Annotated in this window: 20 protein-coding genes; 17 read left to right on the top strand and 3 right to left on the bottom strand. The window is 65.6% G+C overall.

The window, feature by feature from the left end:
• Positions 1-45 precede the first annotated feature (45 nt).
• The 4 genes from HWX76_RS26555 (at position 46) to HWX76_RS26540 (ending at position 2,067) form a co-directional block, all read left to right on the top strand.
• Positions 46-186 (top strand): cytochrome oxidase small assembly protein, encoded by a 141-nt coding sequence (locus tag HWX76_RS26555; RefSeq protein ID WP_089435671.1) that lies wholly within the window; start codon positions 46-48, stop codon positions 184-186.
• Positions 187-221: 35 nt separating this feature from the next.
• Positions 222-839 carry a cytochrome c oxidase assembly protein gene (locus HWX76_RS26550; RefSeq protein WP_050014800.1) on the top strand — a complete coding sequence of 206 codons (618 nt, stop codon included), beginning with the start codon at positions 222-224 and terminating at the stop codon, positions 837-839.
• A gap of 16 nt (positions 840-855) precedes the next feature.
• Positions 856-1,056, top strand: coding sequence for a DUF2970 domain-containing protein (locus tag HWX76_RS26545; RefSeq protein ID WP_050014802.1), 201 nt, complete (start codon positions 856-858; stop codon positions 1,054-1,056).
• Between the two features lie 153 nt (positions 1,057-1,209).
• Positions 1,210-2,067, top strand: coding sequence for a cytochrome c oxidase subunit 3 (locus tag HWX76_RS26540; RefSeq protein ID WP_050014804.1), 858 nt, complete (start codon positions 1,210-1,212; stop codon positions 2,065-2,067).
• A 174-nt stretch (positions 2,068-2,241) separates the two neighbouring features.
• Here HWX76_RS26540 and HWX76_RS26535 read toward each other — a convergent pair whose 3' ends face one another.
• A complete protein-coding gene (locus HWX76_RS26535) occupies positions 2,242-2,451 on the bottom strand; it encodes a twin transmembrane helix small protein (protein WP_050014806.1) in 210 nt (69 codons plus the stop codon).
• Between the two features lie 84 nt (positions 2,452-2,535).
• Here HWX76_RS26535 and HWX76_RS26530 point away from each other — a divergent pair, with 84 nt between their 5' ends.
• The 5 genes from HWX76_RS26530 to HWX76_RS26510 are packed head-to-tail and all read left to right on the top strand — an operon-like array spanning position 2,536 to position 6,618.
• Positions 2,536-3,246, top strand: coding sequence for an SURF1 family protein (locus HWX76_RS26530; RefSeq protein WP_050014808.1), 711 nt, complete (start codon positions 2,536-2,538; stop codon positions 3,244-3,246).
• 60 nt (positions 3,247-3,306) lie between these two features.
• Positions 3,307-3,933 (top strand): cytochrome c oxidase subunit I, encoded by a 627-nt coding sequence (locus tag HWX76_RS26525; protein ID WP_050014811.1) that lies wholly within the window; start codon positions 3,307-3,309, stop codon positions 3,931-3,933.
• A 25-nt stretch (positions 3,934-3,958) separates the two neighbouring features.
• Entirely contained in the window at positions 3,959-5,071 is a 1,113-nt protein-coding gene (locus tag HWX76_RS26520) for a COX15/CtaA family protein (protein ID WP_050014814.1), read from the top strand.
• An 8-nt stretch (positions 5,072-5,079) separates the two neighbouring features.
• The gene (cyoE, locus tag HWX76_RS26515; RefSeq protein ID WP_050014816.1) at positions 5,080-5,982 is read left to right on the top strand and encodes a heme o synthase; all 903 of its coding nucleotides are present in this window, start codon (positions 5,080-5,082) and stop codon (positions 5,980-5,982) included.
• Between the two features lie 18 nt (positions 5,983-6,000).
• Positions 6,001-6,618 carry an SCO family protein gene (locus HWX76_RS26510; RefSeq protein WP_176016568.1) on the top strand — a complete coding sequence of 206 codons (618 nt, stop codon included), beginning with the start codon at positions 6,001-6,003 and terminating at the stop codon, positions 6,616-6,618.
• A gap of 141 nt (positions 6,619-6,759) precedes the next feature.
• On the opposite strand, the gene HWX76_RS26505 is transcribed toward HWX76_RS26510, so the two are convergent.
• The gene (locus HWX76_RS26505; protein ID WP_050014820.1) at positions 6,760-7,050 is read right to left on the bottom strand and encodes a YciI family protein; all 291 of its coding nucleotides are present in this window, start codon (positions 7,048-7,050) and stop codon (positions 6,760-6,762) included.
• Positions 7,051-7,289: 239 nt separating this feature from the next.
• On the opposite strand from HWX76_RS26505, the gene HWX76_RS26500 reads away from it, so the two are divergent.
• Positions 7,290-8,930: a methyl-accepting chemotaxis protein gene (locus HWX76_RS26500; RefSeq protein ID WP_050014921.1), complete on the top strand. Its 1,641-nt coding sequence runs from the start codon at positions 7,290-7,292 to the stop codon at positions 8,928-8,930.
• A 219-nt stretch (positions 8,931-9,149) separates the two neighbouring features.
• Positions 9,150-9,965, top strand: a complete 816-nt coding sequence (locus HWX76_RS26495) for a MetQ/NlpA family ABC transporter substrate-binding protein (RefSeq protein WP_050014823.1) — start codon at positions 9,150-9,152, stop codon at positions 9,963-9,965.
• Positions 9,966-10,075: 110 nt separating this feature from the next.
• On the opposite strand, the gene HWX76_RS26490 is transcribed toward HWX76_RS26495, so the two are convergent.
• The gene (locus tag HWX76_RS26490) at positions 10,076-10,390 is read right to left on the bottom strand and encodes a VF_A0006 family four-cysteine protein (protein ID WP_124630920.1); all 315 of its coding nucleotides are present in this window, start codon (positions 10,388-10,390) and stop codon (positions 10,076-10,078) included.
• Between the two features lie 624 nt (positions 10,391-11,014).
• Here HWX76_RS26490 and HWX76_RS26485 point away from each other — a divergent pair.
• The 6 genes from HWX76_RS26485 (at position 11,015) to HWX76_RS26460 (ending at position 18,758) form a co-directional block, all read left to right on the top strand.
• Positions 11,015-11,605: a fimbrial protein gene (locus tag HWX76_RS26485; RefSeq protein WP_124630919.1), complete on the top strand. Its 591-nt coding sequence runs from the start codon at positions 11,015-11,017 to the stop codon at positions 11,603-11,605.
• A gap of 111 nt (positions 11,606-11,716) precedes the next feature.
• On the top strand, positions 11,717-12,460 hold the full coding sequence (locus HWX76_RS26480; protein WP_124630918.1) for a fimbria/pilus periplasmic chaperone: 744 nt from the start codon (positions 11,717-11,719) through the stop codon (positions 12,458-12,460).
• Positions 12,461-12,669: 209 nt separating this feature from the next.
• On the top strand, positions 12,670-15,315 hold the full coding sequence (locus tag HWX76_RS26475) for a fimbria/pilus outer membrane usher protein (protein ID WP_124630917.1): 2,646 nt from the start codon (positions 12,670-12,672) through the stop codon (positions 15,313-15,315).
• A gap of 102 nt (positions 15,316-15,417) precedes the next feature.
• The gene (locus HWX76_RS26470) at positions 15,418-16,524 is read left to right on the top strand and encodes a fimbrial protein (RefSeq protein WP_124630916.1); all 1,107 of its coding nucleotides are present in this window, start codon (positions 15,418-15,420) and stop codon (positions 16,522-16,524) included.
• A gap of 232 nt (positions 16,525-16,756) precedes the next feature.
• Complete coding sequence (locus tag HWX76_RS26465; RefSeq protein ID WP_124630915.1) at positions 16,757-17,722, top strand: ABC transporter substrate-binding protein; 966 nt, start codon at positions 16,757-16,759, stop codon at positions 17,720-17,722.
• A 139-nt stretch (positions 17,723-17,861) separates the two neighbouring features.
• A complete protein-coding gene (locus tag HWX76_RS26460; RefSeq protein ID WP_124630914.1) occupies positions 17,862-18,758 on the top strand; it encodes an ABC transporter permease in 897 nt (298 codons plus the stop codon).
• The last annotated feature ends 1 nt before the right edge of the window (position 18,759 follow it).

Below are 18,759 nucleotides of genomic sequence, written 5' to 3'. Positions count from 1 at the left end.
GGCAGGCGCGGCGGGCGCGGAACGGAAGTTTCAGCGAAGTTTCAGATGACCCGGAATCCATCAGAAAGACGAACGCCCGAGCAGATTCGCGCGGGCAACAAGCGGCTCGGCCTCACCCTGCTCGTCATCGCCGCCGTTTTTTTCGTGGGTGTCGTGATCAAGCAGTGGTGGCTGTCCACCCACTGATGCAGCAACTGACGCAGTAGCGAGGAAGTCGTCGTATGTCGAAGCCGGAAGAGCCGGAAGCGGGCGCCGTGGATCGCGCGTTCAATCGTTCGATGCTGGTGAAGCTCTTCGTCGTGGCCGGGCTGATGTTCGGTTTCGGCTTCGCGCTGATCCCGATGTATCGGGCGATTTGCCAGATCACCGGCATCAACAACCTGGTGCAGCGCGATGTCAGCGAGCGCGAGGTGAAGAACTCGCAGGTCGACACCAGCCGCACGGTGTCGGTCGAGTTCGATGCGAACGCACGCGGGCCGCTCGGGTTCAAGCCGGAGCACAACAGCCTCGACGTGCATCCGGGCGAACTGACGACGATCGTGTACGACGTGACGAACGGGCAGGGCCGGCCGGTCGTCGCGCAGGCGATTCCGAGCTACGCGCCGAAGCAGGCGACCGAGTTCTTCAAGAAGATCGAATGCTTTTGCTTCACGCAGCAGACGCTGACCGCGAACGAGTCGCGCAAGATGCCGGTGGTGTTCGTGATCGACCCGAAATTGCCGAAGGACGTGAAGACGATCACGTTGTCGTACACGTTCTTCGAGCTGAATACCCCGGCCACGCCGGCGCCGGCGCAGCGCAGTACGGCGGCGCAGGGTGCGGCGAAGCCGGACGCATGACGAAGGAGACGGGGCGATGACGGAAACCAAGCGGAGCGGGACGTTCGGTCAGGCGCTGAAAGCGGTGCTGTGGTCGTTCTTCGGGGTGCGCAAGCGGCGCGACCTGGAGGCCGATGCGACGCAGCTCAATCCGCTGCACGTGCTGATCGTCGCGTTGCTCGCGGCCGGCGTGTTCATCGGCGTGCTGATCCTGATCGTGCGTGCGGTCGTGGGCTGAAGGCGCGCGGCTAGCGGCCCGCGGCCTCGAAAGAATGCAGTGCGCGGCGCCACGGCGCGGCGTGCAGGGAAGAGCGGTGGCGGTCTCGCCGCGCAAGAAATAAAGCCGGAGCGGTTTCCGGTACACAAATTGGACTGAAGTGGAGAATCAAGCATGAGCGGTCAAAACCAGACCCCGTACTATTTCGTGCCGCATCCGTCGCAGCATCCGATCAGCGCGGCCATCGGCCTGCTGGTCATGCTCGGGTCGACAGCGCTGTGGATCAACGGTCACGACTGGGCGCCGTATGCGGCGCTGCTCGGCCTGCTGTGGTTGCTCTTCACGCTGTATCACTGGTTCGGCGACGCGATCGCCGAATCGGAAGGCGGTCAATACGGCAAGAACGTCGACAAGTCGTACCGCTGGAGCATGAGCTGGTTCATCTTCTCGGAAGTGATGTTCTTCGGCGCATTCTTCGGCGCGCTGTTCTATGCGCGTGAAATCGCGCTGCACCAGCTCGGCAGCCTCGACTACAAGCTGATCTGGCCGGACTTCTCCGCCGTGTGGCCGAACGAAGGCCCCGCCGCGCTCGCCGGTCACTTCAAGACGATGGGCCCGTGGCCGATCCCGACGCTGAACACCGCGTTCCTGCTGTCGTCGGGCGTGACGCTGACGATCTCGCACCACGCGCTGCGCGACGATCATCGCAAGAAGGCGATCGCGTGGCTCGCCGCGACGCTCGTGTTCGGTGTCTGCTTCCTGTTCCTGCAGGGCTTCGAGTACTACCACGCATACAACGAACTGAACCTGACGCTGAACTCGGGCGTGTACGGTTCGACGTTCTTCCTGCTGACCGGCTTCCACGGCTTCCACGTGTTCCTCGGTGGCACGATGCTCGCGGTGGTGCTGGTGCGGATGATCCGCGGCCACTTCAAGCCCGATCATCACTTCGCATTCGAAGGCGCCGCGTGGTACTGGCACTTCGTCGACGTCGTCTGGCTCGGCCTGTACGTCGTCGTCTACTGGCTGTAAATGGAAAAACGGCCCGCGCAGCGATGCGCGGGCCGTTTTCATTGGTGTCGCGGGCGCGGCGGCGACGCTGCGCGCGACACCACCCTGGCGCCGCCGCGACTCAGTCAGGCGGCGCTTTTACTTGGTGGCGCGGCCGTGCGGCTAATTGTCACAGCGGTCGGCGCGGCGACGGCATCAACGTCCGACCGGCAAACCGGTCGAATGGATCCAGCCCATCCAGTTCGCGAACAGGATGAGCAGGAACAGCGACACCGACAGCCCGACGCGGGTGGCGAGCGACCAGACCATGCGCTTCGTATGGCCGCGGTCGTGCATCATGAAGTAGAGCGCCGAGCCCATGCTGGCAATGATGAGGACGAAGGCGATGGGAACGAGTATGTGCATGACGCGAACCGGACGACGGCAATTCGAAAGGAAGAGGATAATTATCGCACTTCGCTTTCGCGAACGCGCCGGGCGGGCCGCCCGATGAAGATTCGCTGGCTGCCTGCGCTGTTGATCCTCGTCGTCGTCGCCGTCACGATCCGGCTCGGTTTCTGGCAGCGCGACCGCGCGCACCAGAAGGAAGCGCTGCAGGCGAGCATCGCGCGCTACGAGCAGGCGGCGCCGGTCGAGCTCGGCGCGCGGCCGGTGCCGCTCGCGTCGATCGAGTTTCATCGCGTACGGGCAAAGGGCCGTTTCCTGCCCGAGCAGGCGGTGTTTCTCGACAATCGGCCGTATAACGACCAGCCGGGTTTTTACGTCGTGATGCCGTTTAAACTCACGGGCGGCGGCGTCGTGCTCGTGAACCGCGGCTGGCTGCCGCGCAACATCGCCGATCGCACGGCGATCGAGCCGTTCGCGACGCCGGCGGGCGACGTCGAGATCGTCGGCATCGCGCGCGCGGATGCGTCGCGGGCGTTCGAGCTCGGCGAAGGCGGGTCGGCCGCGCACCAGAAGATCCGGCAGAACCTCGACGTCGCCGCGTATGCGAAGGAAACCGGGCTGCCGCTGCAGCCGTTCGTGATCCAGCAGACGAGCGACGACGGCGACAAGCTCGTGCGCGACTGGCCGGCGGCGACGACCGGCGTCGAGCGCAATTACGGTTACATGTTTCAGTGGTGGGCGATGGCGGCGGCCGCGCTCGGCTTCGGCCTGTACGCCGCGCGGCGTGCGGCGAAGAAGTCGGCCGGCGCGTGAGCGTCATGCCAGGACGCGGCGCCGGCGCCGCGGGTTCGTTTCGAGAGGTCTGATTTGTCCATGCAATCTTCCCGTCAGGGTCCGGCCGCTGCGCCGATGTCGCCTGCGGCCCGCAAGCGCGGCCGCTGGATGCTCGTGCTGCTCGGTCTCGTGTGCGCGGCGCCGATGATCGCGTCGTACTTCACCTATTACGTAATCAAGCCGAAGGGCGGATCGACGAACTACGGCACGCTGATCGAGCCGCAGCGCCCGATCCCGGCGGATCTGCAGGTCACCGACGAAACCGGCAAGACGGTGCCGCTGTCGTCGCTGCGCGGGGTCTGGCTGTTCGTGATGACCGACCGCAGCGCGTGCGACGACGCGTGTGCGCAGAAGCTCTATTTCATGCGCCAGATCCGCGTCACGCAGGCGGGCGAGCGGCACCGGATCACGATGGTGTGGCTGCGCAGCGATGCGGGCGCGACGCCGCAGAAGGTGCTGGACGCGTATCCGGACACGCGCCGGCTCGTCGCCGATCCGGCCGCGGTGGCCGCGTGGCTGCCGGCCGATGCCGGCACGAAGGACAGCGACCACATCTACATGGTCGACCCGAACGGCAACCTGATGATGCGTTTCCCGAAAGACCCGAATCCCAGCAAGATCAAGTCGGACGTGACGAAGCTGCTGAAGTGGTCGAGCATCGGTTAAGGCGAGAGAACGAGGCACCATTCCGATGTCGTATCTACTGCAACTCGGCCTGATCGGCGCGTGCATCGCGCTGCTGCCGCTGTCGTACGTGTGGGTGAAGGCCGACGACGACAAGTTCCGCAAGCTCGTGTGGATCACCACGTTCCTGACGCTCGATCTCGTGATGTTCGGCGGCTTCACGCGGCTGACCGATTCGGGGCTCGGCTGCCCCGACTGGCCCGGCTGCTACGGCACGTCGTCGCCGTTCATCGCGCACGCCGCGATCACGGCCGCGCACCAGGCGATGCCGACCGGGCCCGTCAGCATGACGAAGGCGTGGATCGAGATGATCCACCGCTATTTCGCGATGGCGATCGGCGTGCTGATCATCGCGCAGGTGGCGATCGCGTGGGCCGCGCGGCTGCGCCGCCGCCCGCTGCACGTGTCGCCGTGGTGGCCGACGAGCCTGCTGCTGCTGATACTCGTGCAGGGTGCGTTCGGCGCATGGACGGTCACGATGAAGCTGCAACCGGTGATCGTCACGATCCACCTGCTGCTCGGCCTCACGCTGCTCGGCACGCTCGGCTGGCTCGCGGCGCGGCAGACGCCGCTGCCGTCGCATGACCCGGAGGCCGGCCGCTACCGCGCGGCCGCGCTCGCGGCGCTCGTGCTGCTGGTCGTGCAGATCGCGCTCGGCGGCTGGGTGAGCACCAACTACGCGGTGCTCGCGTGCACCGACTTCCCGACCTGCAACGGCCAGTGGATTCCGCCGATGGACTTCCAGCACGGCTTCCACCTGTGGCGCGCGCTCGGGATGACGAAGGACGGCGACGCGATCACGCAGGACGCGCTGGTCGCGATCCACTGGACGCACCGCACGTTCGCGTTCGTCGTGGTCGCTTATCTGGTCGCGTTCGCGCTGAAGATGCGCCGCTTCGAATCGCTGCGGCGGCCCGCGAACGGCGTGCTGCTGGTCGTGCTGCTGCAGTTCGTGACGGGCCTGACCAACATCGTGCTGCAGTGGCCGCTGCCCGTCGCCGTCGCGCACAACGGCGGGGCCGCGATCCTGCTGCTGCTCGTCGTCATGTTAAACTTTCGCATCCTTTCAAGCCGCCCCGGCCGTGTCGCGCAGCCTGCGCGCGACGTCGCCCCGGCGTGACCGTCCCCATGCAAAGCACCCTCTCCCAATCGCCCGGTAGCCGCTTTTCCCAGTACATGGCGCTGACGAAGCCGCGTGTCACGCAGCTCGCGGTGTTCTGCGCGGTGATCGGCATGTTCCTCGCGACGCCGGGCATGGTGCCGTGGCACGTGCTGATCGGCGGCACCGTCGGCATCTGGCTGCTGGCCGGCGCCGCGTTCGCGATCAACTGCCTTGTCGAACAGAAGATCGACGCGATGATGCGCCGCACCGCGTGGCGTCCGTCCGCGCGCGGCGAGATCACGACGCCGCAGATCCTGCTGTTCTCGGCGGTGCTCGGCAGCGTCGGCGCATGGACGCTCTACACGTTCACGAATCCGCTGACGATGTGGCTGACGATCGCGACGTTCGTCGGCTACGCGGTGGTCTACACGCTGCTGCTCAAGCCGATGACGCCGCAGAACATCGTGATCGGCGGCGCGTCGGGCGCGATGCCGCCGGCGCTCGGCTGGGCGGCCGTCACCGGCGCGGTGCCGGGCGACGCGTGGATCCTCGTGCTGATCATCTTCGTGTGGACGCCGCCGCATTTCTGGGTGCTCGCGCTCTATCGCCGCAAGGATTACGAGAATGCCGGGCTGCCGATGCTGCCCGTCACGCACGGCGAGAAGTTCACGCGGCTGCACATCCTGCTGTATACGGTGATCCTGTTCGCGGTCACGATGATGCCGTTCATTTCCGGGATGAGCGGGGCCGTCTACCTGACGAGCGCGGTGCTGCTCGGCGCGGTCTTCCTCGCGTATGCGTGGAAGATCCATCGCGACTATTCGGACGCACTCGCCCGCAAGGCCTTCCGCTACTCGATCGTCTATCTGTCGCTGCTGTTTGTCGCGCTGCTCGTCGATCACTATGCACGCCCGCTGCTCGGCGTGTAACCGCACGGTTTGAACGCAATGCTCCCATCACGGTTCGGGCGCCGCGCGCGCCAAGGCTGGATGCTCGCGTGCGCATTCACGGCAGCGCTGCTGCTCGCCGGATGCGACAACGCGCCGAAATTCCAGAATCTCGACATCACCGGCAACACGCAGTTCGGCAGCGACTTCTCGCTGCCCGATACGACCGGCAAGGTCCGCACGCTCGCCGACTTCAAGGGCAAAGCCGTCGTGATGTTCTTCGGCTATACGCACTGCCCGGACGTGTGCCCGACCACGATGGCCGAGCTGTCCGAAGCGCAGAAGCAGCTCGGGCCCGATGCCGCGAAGCGCGTGCAGGTGCTGTTCGTGACCGTCGATCCGGAACGCGACACGCCGGCGCTGCTCGGCCAGTACGTGCCCGCGTTCGATCCGTCGTTCATCGGCCTGCGGCCGGCCGACGAAGCGGCGCTGAAGAAGGTCACGAAGGATTTCCGCGTGTACTACGCGAAGGTGCCCGGCAAGACGCCCGGCAGCTACACGATGGACCATACGGCCGCGAGCTACGTGTTCGACCGCGACGGCAAGCTGCGCCTGTTCGTGCGTGACGGCCAGGGCCCGGCGCCGTGGGTCCACGACCTGAAGCTGCTGGTCGACTGACCGGCAGCCGCCGGGCGCGCGGCCCGGCGTTTCGCGTGACGGCCGTTTCGCGCCGTCACGTTTTCCCGCTCGCTTCGTCGTGCGCATGCGCTGCCCGCCGGGCGGCGCGTCGGCATGTGCGCGTATTGCGCCGAAGCCGCGTTACGGCAGCGCCGGCACGTTGAAGCCGGACGCGGCGCGCGTGATCCGGAATTCCGTCACGCGATAGGTGGCGAGCCCCTCGGTGACGAACGGGTCGGTTTCGAGGATCGCGTCGAGTTCGTCGCGATCGATGCGGGCCGCGAGGATCATGCCGCCTGAGCGCGGCACCTTCGGCCCCGCCGCGATGAAGATGCCCTTGTCGAACTGCGGCTGCAGATACGCGCGGTGGCGTTCGAGCGCGTCGTCGATGCGCTCGAGCGACGCGGTGTAGTGGATGTCGATGACGTACATGGATGGCCCTGGAATGATGCCGGCGCTTTGCGCGCCGGCCGCCGGTCTTTTTAGCACAGCGGACGCGGGCTGTCGCGCCGGCGCCGGCGCGTGACGGACGGCGTGCCTGTCGATCGCCGGTTCGCCGCGCCGGCGCGTATTCAAGATGTAAGCCTCGGTGCCGTAAATGAAAGAGCAACCGTTTGCGCGCGGCAGGCCGTTCGCGCGCCGGATGCATCGACATCGACAGAGGCACGCAGATGAGCAGAATGAGTTTGAACCGCAAGCTGTGGCTCGCGCTTGCGCTGGTATGGATCGGTCTTCTGGGCGTCGGCGCATGGAGCGCCTACGAGACGCGCGCGACGATGCTCGCCGAACGCAAGGCCGGCATCGCGAATCTCGTCGACTCGGCGGCGGGCATCGTGAAGGCCTATCACGCGCTCGCGCAGAGCGGCACGATGCCCGAGGCCGACGCGAAGCGCGACGCGCTCGCGCGCCTCGCCGCGATGCGCTACGGCGATTCGGGCTATGTGTTCGTGATGGATTCGAAGCCGGTCGTGCTGATGCACCCGACGCTGCCGAAGCTCGTCGACACGCAGGTCGGCGACTATCTCGATCCGGACGGCAAGCCGCTGTTCGTGACGATCCTGAACGCGGCGAAGGCGACCGGCAGCGGGTTCGCCGAATATCGCGGGCGGCTGCCGCACAGCGAGACGGCCGTGCCGAAGATCAGCTACGTCACCCGATTCGCGCCATGGGACTGGAACATTTCGAGCGGCGTGTTCCTGAAGGACATCGACACCGTCTATTACCGGACGCTGCTCGGCCATCTGGCCGTGGTGTTCGTGATCGGCTTCGTGATCAGCGCGGCGATGCTGGTGATCATCCGCAACGTGCGCGGCAGCCTCGGCGGCGAGCCGGACGAAGCGGCCGCGCTCGCGACGCGCATCGCGCAGGGCGACCTCACGCAGCCGGTGCCGGTGCGCGCCGGCGACCGCACGAGCATGATGGCCGCGATGCACGACATGCAGGCGCGGCTGCAGGCGACGATCGGCGGGATTCGCCAGTCGGCCGAAGCGATCGCGTCGGCGAGCCGCCAGATCTCGGCCGGCAACGACGACCTGTCGCAGCGCACCGAGGAGCAGGCCGCATCGCTCGAGGAAACGGCCGCGAGCATGGAGCAACTGACCGCGACGGTGAAGCAGAACGCGGACAACGCGCGGCAGGCGAGCGGGCTCGCGAACAACGCGTCGGACATCGCGCGCACCGGCAGCGACGTCGTGAACCGCGTGATCGGCACGATGGGCGAGATCGACGACAGCTCGCGCAAGATCGCCGACATCATCGGCGTGATCGAGGGCATCGCGTTCCAGACCAACATCCTCGCGCTGAACGCGGCAGTCGAGGCCGCGCGCGCGGGCGAGCAGGGCCGCGGCTTCGCGGTGGTCGCGGGCGAGGTGCGTTCGCTCGCGCAGCGCAGCGCGACGGCCGCGAAGGAGATCCGCGCGCTGATCGTCGATTCGGTCGAGCGCGTGCGCAACGGCTCGACGCTGGTCGGCCAGGCCGGCACGACGATGGGCGAGATCCTGCAGGCGGTCGCGCGCGTGACCGACATCATGGGCGAGATCGCGGCCGCGTCCGAGGAGCAGGCGAGCGGCATCACGCAGGTCGGGCGCGCCGTCACGCAGATGGACCAGGTGACGCAGCAGAACGCGGCGCTGGTCGAGGAAGCGGCGGCGGCGGCCGCGTCGCTGCAGGAACAGGCCGCGCGGCTGCGCGATGCGGTCGGTTCGTTCCGGGTCGGCAATACCGGCGGCCCGTCGGCGCGCGAGGCCGGCGGCAGGGCGGCCGAACCGGCATTCGGCGGCGCGGAGGCGGTCGACGAGGTGGTGGCGGCGTGACGGGTGTCGGCCGATGGGCTGATGAGCCGATGCATCGACGAAAAAGTGCAACTAACGGCCGAATCGGGCATCGGCCGCCGGCACTGCGCTGGTGCATACCCATATGAGCGGGATGTATTTCACTTCCCGCCGATCCTGTGACACCATTTGCCCCTTCCTGCGAGTCCGGGCATACCCGTATCGCGCCCCATTTCAAGTAAGCAAGAAAGCGAGAAACAGATGAAGCGTCGCAGTCTCCTGAAGGTATTTTCCGTGCTGGCCACCGGCGCCGCGCTGACGCTGTCGGCAGGCGCGCATGCCGAAGACAAGGTGATCAAGGTCGGTACGGTCGCCGGCCCGGATGCGCAAGTGTGGCAAGTCGTGCAGAAGGTCGCGAAGGAGAAGGAAGGCCTGAACGTGAAGGTCATCGAGTTCAACGACTACGTGCAGCCGAACGCGGCGCTCGATTCGGGCGACCTCGACGCGAACAGCTTCCAGCATCAGCCCTACCTCGACAGCCAGGTGAAGCAGCGCGGCTACAAGATCGTCAGCGCGGGTCTGACCTACATTTCGCCGATCGGCGTGTATTCGAAGAAGTTCAAGTCGCTGAAGGATCTGCCGCAGGGCGCGAAGCTCGCGGTGCCGAACGATCCGTCGAATGAAAACCGTGCGCTGCTGCTGTTGCAGACGCAAGGCGTGATCAAGCTGAAGGCCGGCGCCGGCACGGGCGGCAACAACGCGACGGTGCTCGACATCGCCGAGAACCCGAAGAAGCTGAAGATCTCCGAACTCGACGCCGCGCAACTGCCGCGCGTGCTGTCGGACGTCGACGCGGCCGTGATCAACACGAACTACGCGCTGGCCGCGAACCTGCAGCCGACCAAGGACGCGATCGCGCTCGAAGCACTGACGAGCCCGTACGCGAACCTGATCGCCGTGCGTGCGAAGGACAAGGATCAGCCGTGGGTGAAGAAGCTGGTGAAGGCGTACCAGTCGACGGAAGTGAAGGAATTCATCAAGAAGCAGTTCAAGGGCTCGATGGTCGCGTCGTTCTGAGCGCCGCACACCAGCCGGACCGCTGAACGAAAAGGGCCTGCATCGCGCAGGCCCTTTTTCATTGGCGAGACCGATCGGCGGCCGCGGGGTGTGTCGCGTTCAACGCCGGCTCACATTTCGCCGCGCCGCGAGCAGATCGACATGATCTGCTGGATCGCATAGTTGTCGCGTACGCCCGGGAGCGACTGCACGACGCATTCGTGAAAGCGCCGCTCGCGCGGCAGCAGCATCGCGTTGTTGCGATACAGCGCGTCGCACGAGCGCTGGATCAACTGCGCCGCCGCGCCGTTGCGGCTCTCGCGCAGCGCATTGAGCATGCAGTCGTCGTATTGCGCGCTGCCGTCGGTCAGCGCGAACGCCGCGCCCGGCAGCGCCAGCGCCAGCGCGGTGGCCGCGAATGCAATCGCACGAATCATGCTTTTCATGTCCCCTCCGATGGGGTGGATCGGGTCGGCGGACAGCATAACGTAAAGCCGTCACGACAGCCGACGTGTTGCGCCGATCGCGGCTCAGGTCGCAGTCTGGCCGCACGCGCCTTTTCAGGCGAGGCGATGCGGAAAAGGTGTCGATGCGGGTCGTAGCCGCTTCGCCTTCGGAAAAGGCAGAAGCGGAATATTTGGCGCTCGCAGAAATTAATGCGAAGCATTAAATGGTTTTAAATATCCATGGATGATCGCGATTGGCATATTCATGGGCCATCGCTGTTCGTCAGGCGACATTCAATATTCTCCCCGACACGCGCTTCATCGTCATTCCGGATCCGGCCGGTCGACGCTTCGCCGCGGCGAGGCGCGGCAGCAGTAGTCTTGCGACAAATCCGATCTGAATGTCAATCTATTCGTATGATGAATGCGAACAACCATATTCTGATATCTATTTTCGTACTTGTCCTACATTTTTTGAGTGTACTCATCGATCTTGTCACATGGCGGTACATCGTCGAAAACGAAATAATGAGATGTGAATCGCGCTGCGTCATTTAAATCGATTTTCATAAAATGACGAATGTGTGTTTCATGTCATCAATAATCATTTCATGGATTAATTTAATGAAACTCGCAACTAGCACCAAAGTCATTTCGACGCTTCTGGCCGTAGCGGGCCTGGGTCTGATGTCGACCGCCCACGCGGCGGACGGCACGATCACGTTTACCGGCAACGTGACGGCGGCAACCTGCAAGATCGACGGTGCTGCCGCAGGTACCACGTCGAACAAGGCAGTCGCCATGCCGACGGTCAGCACGGGCGCGCTGAACGCGGCCGGCGCGGTCGCAGGCCGCACCGCCTTCGGTTTTAAGCTGACGGGTTGCGCGGTGGATACCGAAACGTCGAAGGGCAACCCCACCAAGGTCCAAGTCGGGTTCGAGAACGCAACGAACGTAACGGCCGACGGCAAGCTGTCGCTCGACAAGGGCACGGCCGAGGCACCCGCGGCGACGAATGTCGTGCTTCAGGTCCTGAACGACCAGCAGAACCCGATCAAGGTCGGCGCGAACGCGCCGGACCAGAACTCGCAGGTCGTCTCGATCGGCTCGGACGGTTCCGCCCAGTTGAACTTCTTCGCCGAGTACCTGGCGACGGGCGCGGCAGTCGGCGGTTCGGCGAACTCGAAGGTTCAGTACTCGATCGTCTATCAGTAAGCCTTGCGCTCACCCGGAGGCCCGCCTGCCGGCGGGTCCGGCGGCGTGCCCCGCACGCCGCCGCTCCAATCCGCCCGTCGGTCACAACGATTAGAACCTGTCCGAGTCATCATGAACGTCATCATCAAATCGCTCCAGGCCATCGCATTGGCCACCGTCCTGATCGCATCGCAAGCTAGCGCGAGCGTCGTGATCTCCGCGACCCGCGTCATCTTTCCGGGCAGCGACCGCGAGGTGACGATCAAGCTCTCGAACGAAGGTTCGGCGCCGGCGTTGGTCCAGGCCTGGATCGACAAGGGAGACGCGAACGCATCGCCCGACACCATCGACGCGCCGTTCGTGCTCACGCCCGCGATGTTCCGCCTGGAGCCGGGCAAGGGGCAAACCTTGCGGTTGATGTATACGAACGAGCCGCTTCCCGCCGACAAGGAATCGCTGTTCTGGCTCAACGTGCTGGAGATCCCGCCGAAGGCCGCGGCGAGCGAGGCTCACAACCAGCTTCAGGTCGCGTTTCGGACGCGCATCAAGATCATGTTTCGCCCGCAGAGTTTGCCGGGCAAGGCGCACGACGCACCGGCGCAGGTTCGCTGGCAGATCGAACGCGGCCCGGAAGGCCGCTACGCGTTGAAGGCGGCCAACCCGACGCCTTACGTCGTCAATATCGGCAGCGTCCAGCTTCATTCGGGTACGCATCAATACGACGCCGGTGCGGGCTACATCCTGCCCGGCGGCACGCAGGAATTCCCGGTTGCGGATCTCAAGGCAGCGCCGGCGGCGGACGCCAAAGTCCGGTTCGGCAGCATCAACGATTGGGGAGCGTCGACCAACAACGAAATGCCCGTAGCCAAGCGGTAACGCCGCGCGGGCTGCGGCCCGCCCAGGTCGTCGGCCAGTCGCCTGACGCGGCATGCGTCTTCGCGCATGGGCGCCGAGCCGATGGCAACGCTGCGTCGACTCGGCGTCAGGTTGCCCCTCAACTCGATATCGCCCTCCGCGTGTGCCGAACGGCCGCGCGAATGCGCTCGCGTTCGAATCCAATTCAATACCAATAGGAGTCCTGCGGAATGACCCCGTCGATCCGACATCCTCGCCCGGACATAATCTGCCTGCCGCGGCTCAAGCCGATGTGCATGCTGGTGCTGTCCTGCCTCGCCGCGTGGTCGGCCGACGGCCGCGCGGACGCCGGTAATTCCGCGCCTGCCGATTCGGTGGCGATGCAGGTCGCACAGGTCGACCTCGCGCAGACGCAGTTCGCGCAGGTTCAGTTCGACCCGGATTTCGTGAACGGTGGCAACGGCCGCGCGGTCGACATCACGCGCTTCGAGCGCGGCAATTTCACTACGCCGGGCACGTACGGCGTCGACCTCGTCGTCGGCCAGGACTGGGTCGGCCGTTACGACATCGCATTCAAGGCCGTGCCGGGCACGCCGGAAGCGCAGCCCTGCTTCGACGAGAAGGTCTTGCGCCGTATCGGCATCGACTTTACCAAGCTGCCCACGGAAATCGTGGCGGCGATCACGGTCAAGGGCGAATGCCGGCGTATTGGTCAGATCGTGCCCGAGGCGAGCGCGTCGTTCGACTTCAGCGAACAACGCCTGACGCTCAGCATCCCGCAGGCATCGCTGGTGCATCGCGCGCGCGGCTACGTCAGCCCCGATCAGTGGAGCGACGGCGTGCCCGTCGGCATGCTCGACTACAACCTGAACGTCTACAGCTCGAAGGCCAAGGGCAGCCGCGCGGACACGCAGGGCTATCTCGGGTTGAACGGCGGCGTCAACATCGGCAACTGGCATTTCCGTCACAACGGTTCGTACGCGTGGTCCGAGCGTGGCGGCGGCAGCTATCAGGATATTGCGACCTACCTGCAGCGGGATTTGCCGTCGCTGTCGTCGCAGCTCGTGATCGGCGAGACGTTCACGTCCGGCGAGTTGTTCGATTCGGCGCAGTTCCGTGGCGTGCGGCTGTCGAGCGACGACCGGATGCTGCCCGACTCGCTGCGCGGTTATGCGCCGGTCGTGCGCGGCGTCGCGAACACGAACGCCAAGGTGACGATTCGCCAGAACGGCGTGACGCTGTACGAAACGACCGTGTCGCCAGGGCCGTTCGAAATCAGTGACCTGTATCCGACCGGCTATGGCGGCGACCTGCGCGTGTCCGTCACCGAGGCGGACGGGGCGGTGCACACGTTCTCCGTGCCCTATGCGTCGGTCCCGCTGTCGCTGCGCCCCGGCATCCAGCGCTACAGCTTCGTCGCGGGTGCGCTGCGCAGCCAGCAGAACACCAGCAACCCGCTGTTCGTGCAGCTTACCTATCAGCGCGGCCTGACGAACCTGCTGACCGCCTATGGCGGCCTCACGGTCGCGGCAGGTTACGCATCGGCGATGGCGGGCGGCGCGTTCAATACGCGCTTTGGCGCGGTCGGCCTCGACTTCACGCAGGCCGCCACGTCGATCCCCGGCGTGAAGCGCTTCAACGGCTCGAGCCTGCGGGTCAGCTACTCGAAGTCCGTCGCGCCGACCGGCACCGATGTGTCGATCGCCGCGTATCGCTATTCGACGAACGGCTATTTCAACCTCAACGACGCGATGAGTGCGCGCGATGCGGTCCGCACCGGCTATTCCGTGGATACCGTCGGGCGGCAGCGCAATCGCGCGTCACTGATGGTCAGCCAGCGTCTGGGCGAGAAAGGCGGGCAACTGAGCGTGACCGCATCGGCATCGAATTACTGGAATCGCGCGGGCTCGGACGTCAACTATTCCGTCGGGTACAACAATTCGTTCCGGAACGTGTCGTACAGCCTGTCGGCGACGCGCCAGCGCGGTCAGGGCAACCAGGCGAGCACGCTGTACTACGCGAGCGTGTCGATTCCCCTCGGCAAGTCCAGCCCGATGATGCTGACGGGCAACGTGTCGCGCGATACGGAAGGCCGCACGCAGCTGCAGTCGATGCTGTCGGGCTCGCTCGGCGTGGACAACGACCTGTCGTACAGCCTCGCCGCGAACCACACGAACGGGCAGGGCAACGCGAGCACCGACGGCAGCGGCAGTCTTACCTACCGCGCGCGCTTCGCCGAACTCAATCTCAGCGCCGGCGGCAGTTCGAACTATCAGCAAGGTTCGATCGGCATTCGCGGTGCGGCGGTCGCGCACCCGGGCGGCGTGACGCTGTCGCAGCCGCTGTCGGAAACCTTCGGCATCGTCGAGGCGAAAGGCGCGGAAGGCGCGCGCGTCACGAACGCGTCCGGCGCACGGGTCGACAGCCGCGGCTATGCGATCGTGCCTTACCTCACGCCGTACAACATGAACACCGTCGAGCTCGACCCGAAGGGCATCTCGATGGACGTCGAGTTGAAGGAAACCAGCCAGCAGGTCGCGCCGCGCGCCGGCGCCGTGCCGCTACTCAAGTTCGACACCGACACCGGGCGCGCGGCCGTGATCCAGGCGCGCAAGTCGGACGGCACGCCGCTGCCGTTCGGCGCGGCGGTCAGCGATGAAACTGGCAAGAGCCTCGGCGTCGTCGGTCAGGCGAGCAGGATCTTTGCCCGCGGGCTGAAGGACAAGGGCGAGCTCACGGTGACGTGGGGCGACGAGGCGTTGTCGGGTTGTCGCATTGCATACGACCTGCCGGTCCGGCAAGGCCGGAACAAGGCCAGGGCCTTCGAGCAGTTCAAGGGCGTTTGCGAGGCGACGACGAGCGCGGCGGCGCTTTGATTTCATGGTGACGCTCGTTATCCATCCCTCAGGCTGGGCCGTCTTCATGGCTCGTCGGAAGTCGATGCGACGGCAGTCGGCCCAAACCAGACAGGAACGTATATGAAGTGGACAAATGCAGGCGCCGACGGCGTCTCGCGACGATCGTCGAGGTACGTCGCAACGGTAACGCGGTTGGCGCGCCTTCTGATGCTGGGCCCGATGCTCTGGTGCGGATATGCCGTTGCCGGTTGTCAGCCGAGTATGGGTTATCCGACCATTTCGCCCACACTCCCGGCTACGCTCAGCGTGACGCAGGACGGAACGGGTGTCGGCATTCAGTTTCCATCGTCCACGCCTGCAACCTTGGCTGTTGCAGAGGTCGCAGATATTGGTGCTACATGCATGTATGACGAGTTCGTCATCAGTCCGGCCGGGGTGCCTATTCCCAACATGACATACAAAACGAGCACCGGCGCGGTCGCTGCCGTCTTCGAAACCGGAATACCTGGCGTGGGATATGCATTGGAGGTGATGTCCACGTCGGGGGCAGTCGCATGGGTTGCGATCGGCGCGGGCGATACGTCGGTGCCGGTCGCGCCAATAAATAAAAGCATACTGAATGGACGGGTGACATATGTTGCTGCCGGGCCTCTCGCGACGGGCTCCTATACGTCCAGAAGGCAGGTGCTCTTCAACTTCCGCGTGAAGTACAAGGGGAATTTCGTGTCGAGCAGCACGGCTTCGACGGCGCTGAGCGCGGCGAGCATGAACGTAACGGCAAGAACGTGCAAGATCACGTCCGGCACATCCAGAACGGTGCAGTTGCCCAGCCTGTATTCAGGCAGCCTGAAAGCGGTCGGCGATGTCGCCCCGGCGCGGTCGGCGCCATTCTCGTTCGATCTGCGGTGCGACGCGAACCTGAGCATTTACGCGACCCTGAGCGACGTGACGAGTCCCGCGAATACCAGCGACGTACTGAGCCTTGGCCGTGGTTCGAAGGCTGCGGGCATCGGGATTCAGATCCTGAAAAAAGGTACCGATACGCCGTTGCGTTTTGGCCCCGACTCGTCGGCCAAGGGCAATACGAACCAGTGGCTGGTCGGACGGTCCACCACGGCCAACACGATGATCCCCGTGCCGTTCGAAGCGAGATATATCAAGACGGCCGAGAAGATCACGCCGGGCATCGTGGAAGCACTCGGCACGATCACGTTTTCTTACCAGTAGCACGGCTTCGACCGTCTGGCGCCGGGCAGCCGAGGCCGCTTCCGGTGCGTCGCGCGAAAGCGAGGCGTCAGGCGGTGGTCTGCGGAAATGGTATCCTCGTGCGTTCGCCGCTGCACGCTTTCCCGGAGCGTGCGCGGGCCGTTCGCCAGCGCGTCGTACGCATGGCGGCGCCCGCCCGACGGCGGCGGGAATCCATCATCCAGAACCGACACAATACGGGGGAGACACACTCATGAAGCGTTTCAAGACTTTCGCGATCCGTTCGATCACGGCCGGCGTGGCCGTACTCGCGCTGGCAGGTGCCGCGCACGCACAGACCGTCAAGGTGCTGTCGATCGTCGATCACCCGGCGCTCGACGCGATCCGCGACGGCGTGCGCGCCGAACTGAAGGCGGAAGGCTACGGCGACGACAAGCTCAAGTGGGAATACCAGAGCGCGCAGGGCAACACGGGCACGGCCGCGCAGATCGCGCGCAAGTTCGTCGGCGACAAGCCCGACGTGATCGTCGCGATCGCGACGCCGGCCGCGCAGTCGGTCGTCGCCGCGACGAAGAGCGTGCCGGTCGTCTATTCGGGCGTCACCGATCCGGTCGCCGCGCAGCTCGTGAAAGGCTGGGGCCCGTCGGGCACCAACGTGACGGGCGTGTCCGACAAGCTGCCGCTCGACCGCCAGGTCGCGCTGATCAAGCGCGTCGTGCCGAATGCGAAGACGGTCGGCATGGTCTACAACCCGGGCGAGGCGAACTCGGTCGTCGTCGTGAAGGCGCTCAAGGAGCTTCTCGCGAAGCAGGGCATGACGCTGAAGGAAGCGGCCGCTCCGCGCACCGTCGACATCGGCCCGGCCGCGAAGAGCCTGATCGGCAAGGTCGACGTGATCTACACGAACACCGACAACAACGTCGTGTCCGCGTACGAAGCGCTCGTGAAGGTCGCGAACGAAGCGAAGATCCCGCTCGTCGCGGGCGACACCGACAGCGTGAAGCGCGGCGGCATCGCGGCGCTCGGCATCAACTACGGCGACCTCGGCCGCCAGACGGGCAAGGTCGTCGCGCGTATCCTGAAGGGCGAGAAGCCGGGCGCGATCGCGTCGGAGACGAGCAGCAACCTCGAACTGTTCGCGAACACGGGCGCGGCCGCGAAGCAGGGCGTCACGCTGTCGCCGGATCTGCTCAAGGACGCGAAGACGGTCATCAAGTAAGCCGCGGCCCGACCGCTGCGCTTGCAGGCCCGATCCGGGCCTGAACGACACCGCCGGACGGGCGGCTCCCACCCGGGGCCGCCCGTTCGCTTCACCCGGCCGTACACGTCCGGCCGGGAAGCAACAGGATTTCCCCATCATGTCTCTGTTCTCGTTTCTGGGCGCGCTGGAGATCGGCCTGATCTTCAGCCTCGTCGCCCTCGGGGTGCTGATCTCGTTTCGCATCCTCAACTTTCCCGACCTCACCGTCGACGGCAGCTTTCCGCTCGGCGGCGCCGTCGCCGCGACGCTGATCTCGGCCGGCTATGACCCGTTTTCCGCGACGCTGCTCGCGATCGTCGCGGGCGCGCTGGCCGGCTTCGTCACCGGCTGGCTGAACGTGCGCCTGAAGATCATGGAGCTGCTCGCCAGTATCCTGATGATGATCGCGCTCTACTCGGTGAACCTGCGGATCATGGGCCGGCCGAACGTGCCGCTGATCACCGAGCCGACGCTCTTCACCGTGCTGCAGCCCGACTGGATGCCCGATTACGTGCTGCGCCCGGCGTTGCTCGCGATCGTCGTCGTGATCGCGAAACTCGGCCTCGACTGGTTCTTCTCGTCGCAGCTCGGCCTCGCGATGCGCGCGACCGGCGCGAACCCGCGGATGGCGCGCGCGCAAGGCATCGCGACCGGCCGGGCGACGCTTGCCGGGATGGCGCTGTCGAACGCGCTCGTCGCGCTCGCGGGCGCCTTGTTCGCGCAGACGCAGGGCGGCTCGGACATCTCGATGGGGATCGGCACGATCGTGATCGGGCTGGCCGCCGTGATCATCGGCGAGACGCTGCTGCCGGCGCGCCGGCTCGTGCTGACGACGCTCGCCGTCGTGCTCGGCGCGATCGTCTATCGCTTCTTCATCGCGCTTGCGCTCAACAGCGAATTCATCGGGCTGAAGGCGCAGGATCTGAACCTCGTGACGGCGGCGCTCGTCACGATCGCGCTGGTGCTGCCGGCGACGCGCAAGAAGCTGTTCGCGCGCAAGAACGGAGGCGCCTGAC

The sequence above is a fragment of the Burkholderia sp. BCC0398 genome (assembly GCF_902833245.1).
GTDB classification, from domain to species: Bacteria; Pseudomonadota; Gammaproteobacteria; order Burkholderiales; family Burkholderiaceae; genus Burkholderia; species Burkholderia sola.
Note: the sequence above shows the minus strand (reverse complement) of the source record. Positions and strands in the feature narration are given on the sequence as shown.

Coding starts and splice junctions, on each gene's coding strand:
- HWX76_RS26555 (WP_089435671.1), top strand. CDS start 46: ATGACCCGGAATCCATCAGAAAGACGAACGCCCGAGCAGATTCGCGCG.
- HWX76_RS26550 (WP_050014800.1), top strand. CDS start 222: ATGTCGAAGCCGGAAGAGCCGGAAGCGGGCGCCGTGGATCGCGCGTTC.
- HWX76_RS26545 (WP_050014802.1), top strand. CDS start 856: ATGACGGAAACCAAGCGGAGCGGGACGTTCGGTCAGGCGCTGAAAGCG.
- HWX76_RS26540 (WP_050014804.1), top strand. CDS start 1,210: ATGAGCGGTCAAAACCAGACCCCGTACTATTTCGTGCCGCATCCGTCG.
- HWX76_RS26535 (WP_050014806.1), bottom strand. CDS start 2,451: ATGCACATACTCGTTCCCATCGCCTTCGTCCTCATCATTGCCAGCATG.
- HWX76_RS26530 (WP_050014808.1), top strand. CDS start 2,536: ATGAAGATTCGCTGGCTGCCTGCGCTGTTGATCCTCGTCGTCGTCGCC.
- HWX76_RS26525 (WP_050014811.1), top strand. CDS start 3,307: ATGCAATCTTCCCGTCAGGGTCCGGCCGCTGCGCCGATGTCGCCTGCG.
- HWX76_RS26520 (WP_050014814.1), top strand. CDS start 3,959: ATGTCGTATCTACTGCAACTCGGCCTGATCGGCGCGTGCATCGCGCTG.
- cyoE (WP_050014816.1), top strand. CDS start 5,080: ATGCAAAGCACCCTCTCCCAATCGCCCGGTAGCCGCTTTTCCCAGTAC.
- HWX76_RS26510 (WP_176016568.1), top strand. CDS start 6,001: ATGCTCCCATCACGGTTCGGGCGCCGCGCGCGCCAAGGCTGGATGCTC.
- HWX76_RS26505 (WP_050014820.1), bottom strand. CDS start 7,050: ATGTACGTCATCGACATCCACTACACCGCGTCGCTCGAGCGCATCGAC.
- HWX76_RS26500 (WP_050014921.1), top strand. CDS start 7,290: ATGAGCAGAATGAGTTTGAACCGCAAGCTGTGGCTCGCGCTTGCGCTG.
- HWX76_RS26495 (WP_050014823.1), top strand. CDS start 9,150: ATGAAGCGTCGCAGTCTCCTGAAGGTATTTTCCGTGCTGGCCACCGGC.
- HWX76_RS26490 (WP_124630920.1), bottom strand. CDS start 10,390: ATGAAAAGCATGATTCGTGCGATTGCATTCGCGGCCACCGCGCTGGCG.
- HWX76_RS26485 (WP_124630919.1), top strand. CDS start 11,015: ATGAAACTCGCAACTAGCACCAAAGTCATTTCGACGCTTCTGGCCGTA.
- HWX76_RS26480 (WP_124630918.1), top strand. CDS start 11,717: ATGAACGTCATCATCAAATCGCTCCAGGCCATCGCATTGGCCACCGTC.
- HWX76_RS26475 (WP_124630917.1), top strand. CDS start 12,670: ATGACCCCGTCGATCCGACATCCTCGCCCGGACATAATCTGCCTGCCG.
- HWX76_RS26470 (WP_124630916.1), top strand. CDS start 15,418: ATGAAGTGGACAAATGCAGGCGCCGACGGCGTCTCGCGACGATCGTCG.
- HWX76_RS26465 (WP_124630915.1), top strand. CDS start 16,757: ATGAAGCGTTTCAAGACTTTCGCGATCCGTTCGATCACGGCCGGCGTG.
- HWX76_RS26460 (WP_124630914.1), top strand. CDS start 17,862: ATGTCTCTGTTCTCGTTTCTGGGCGCGCTGGAGATCGGCCTGATCTTC.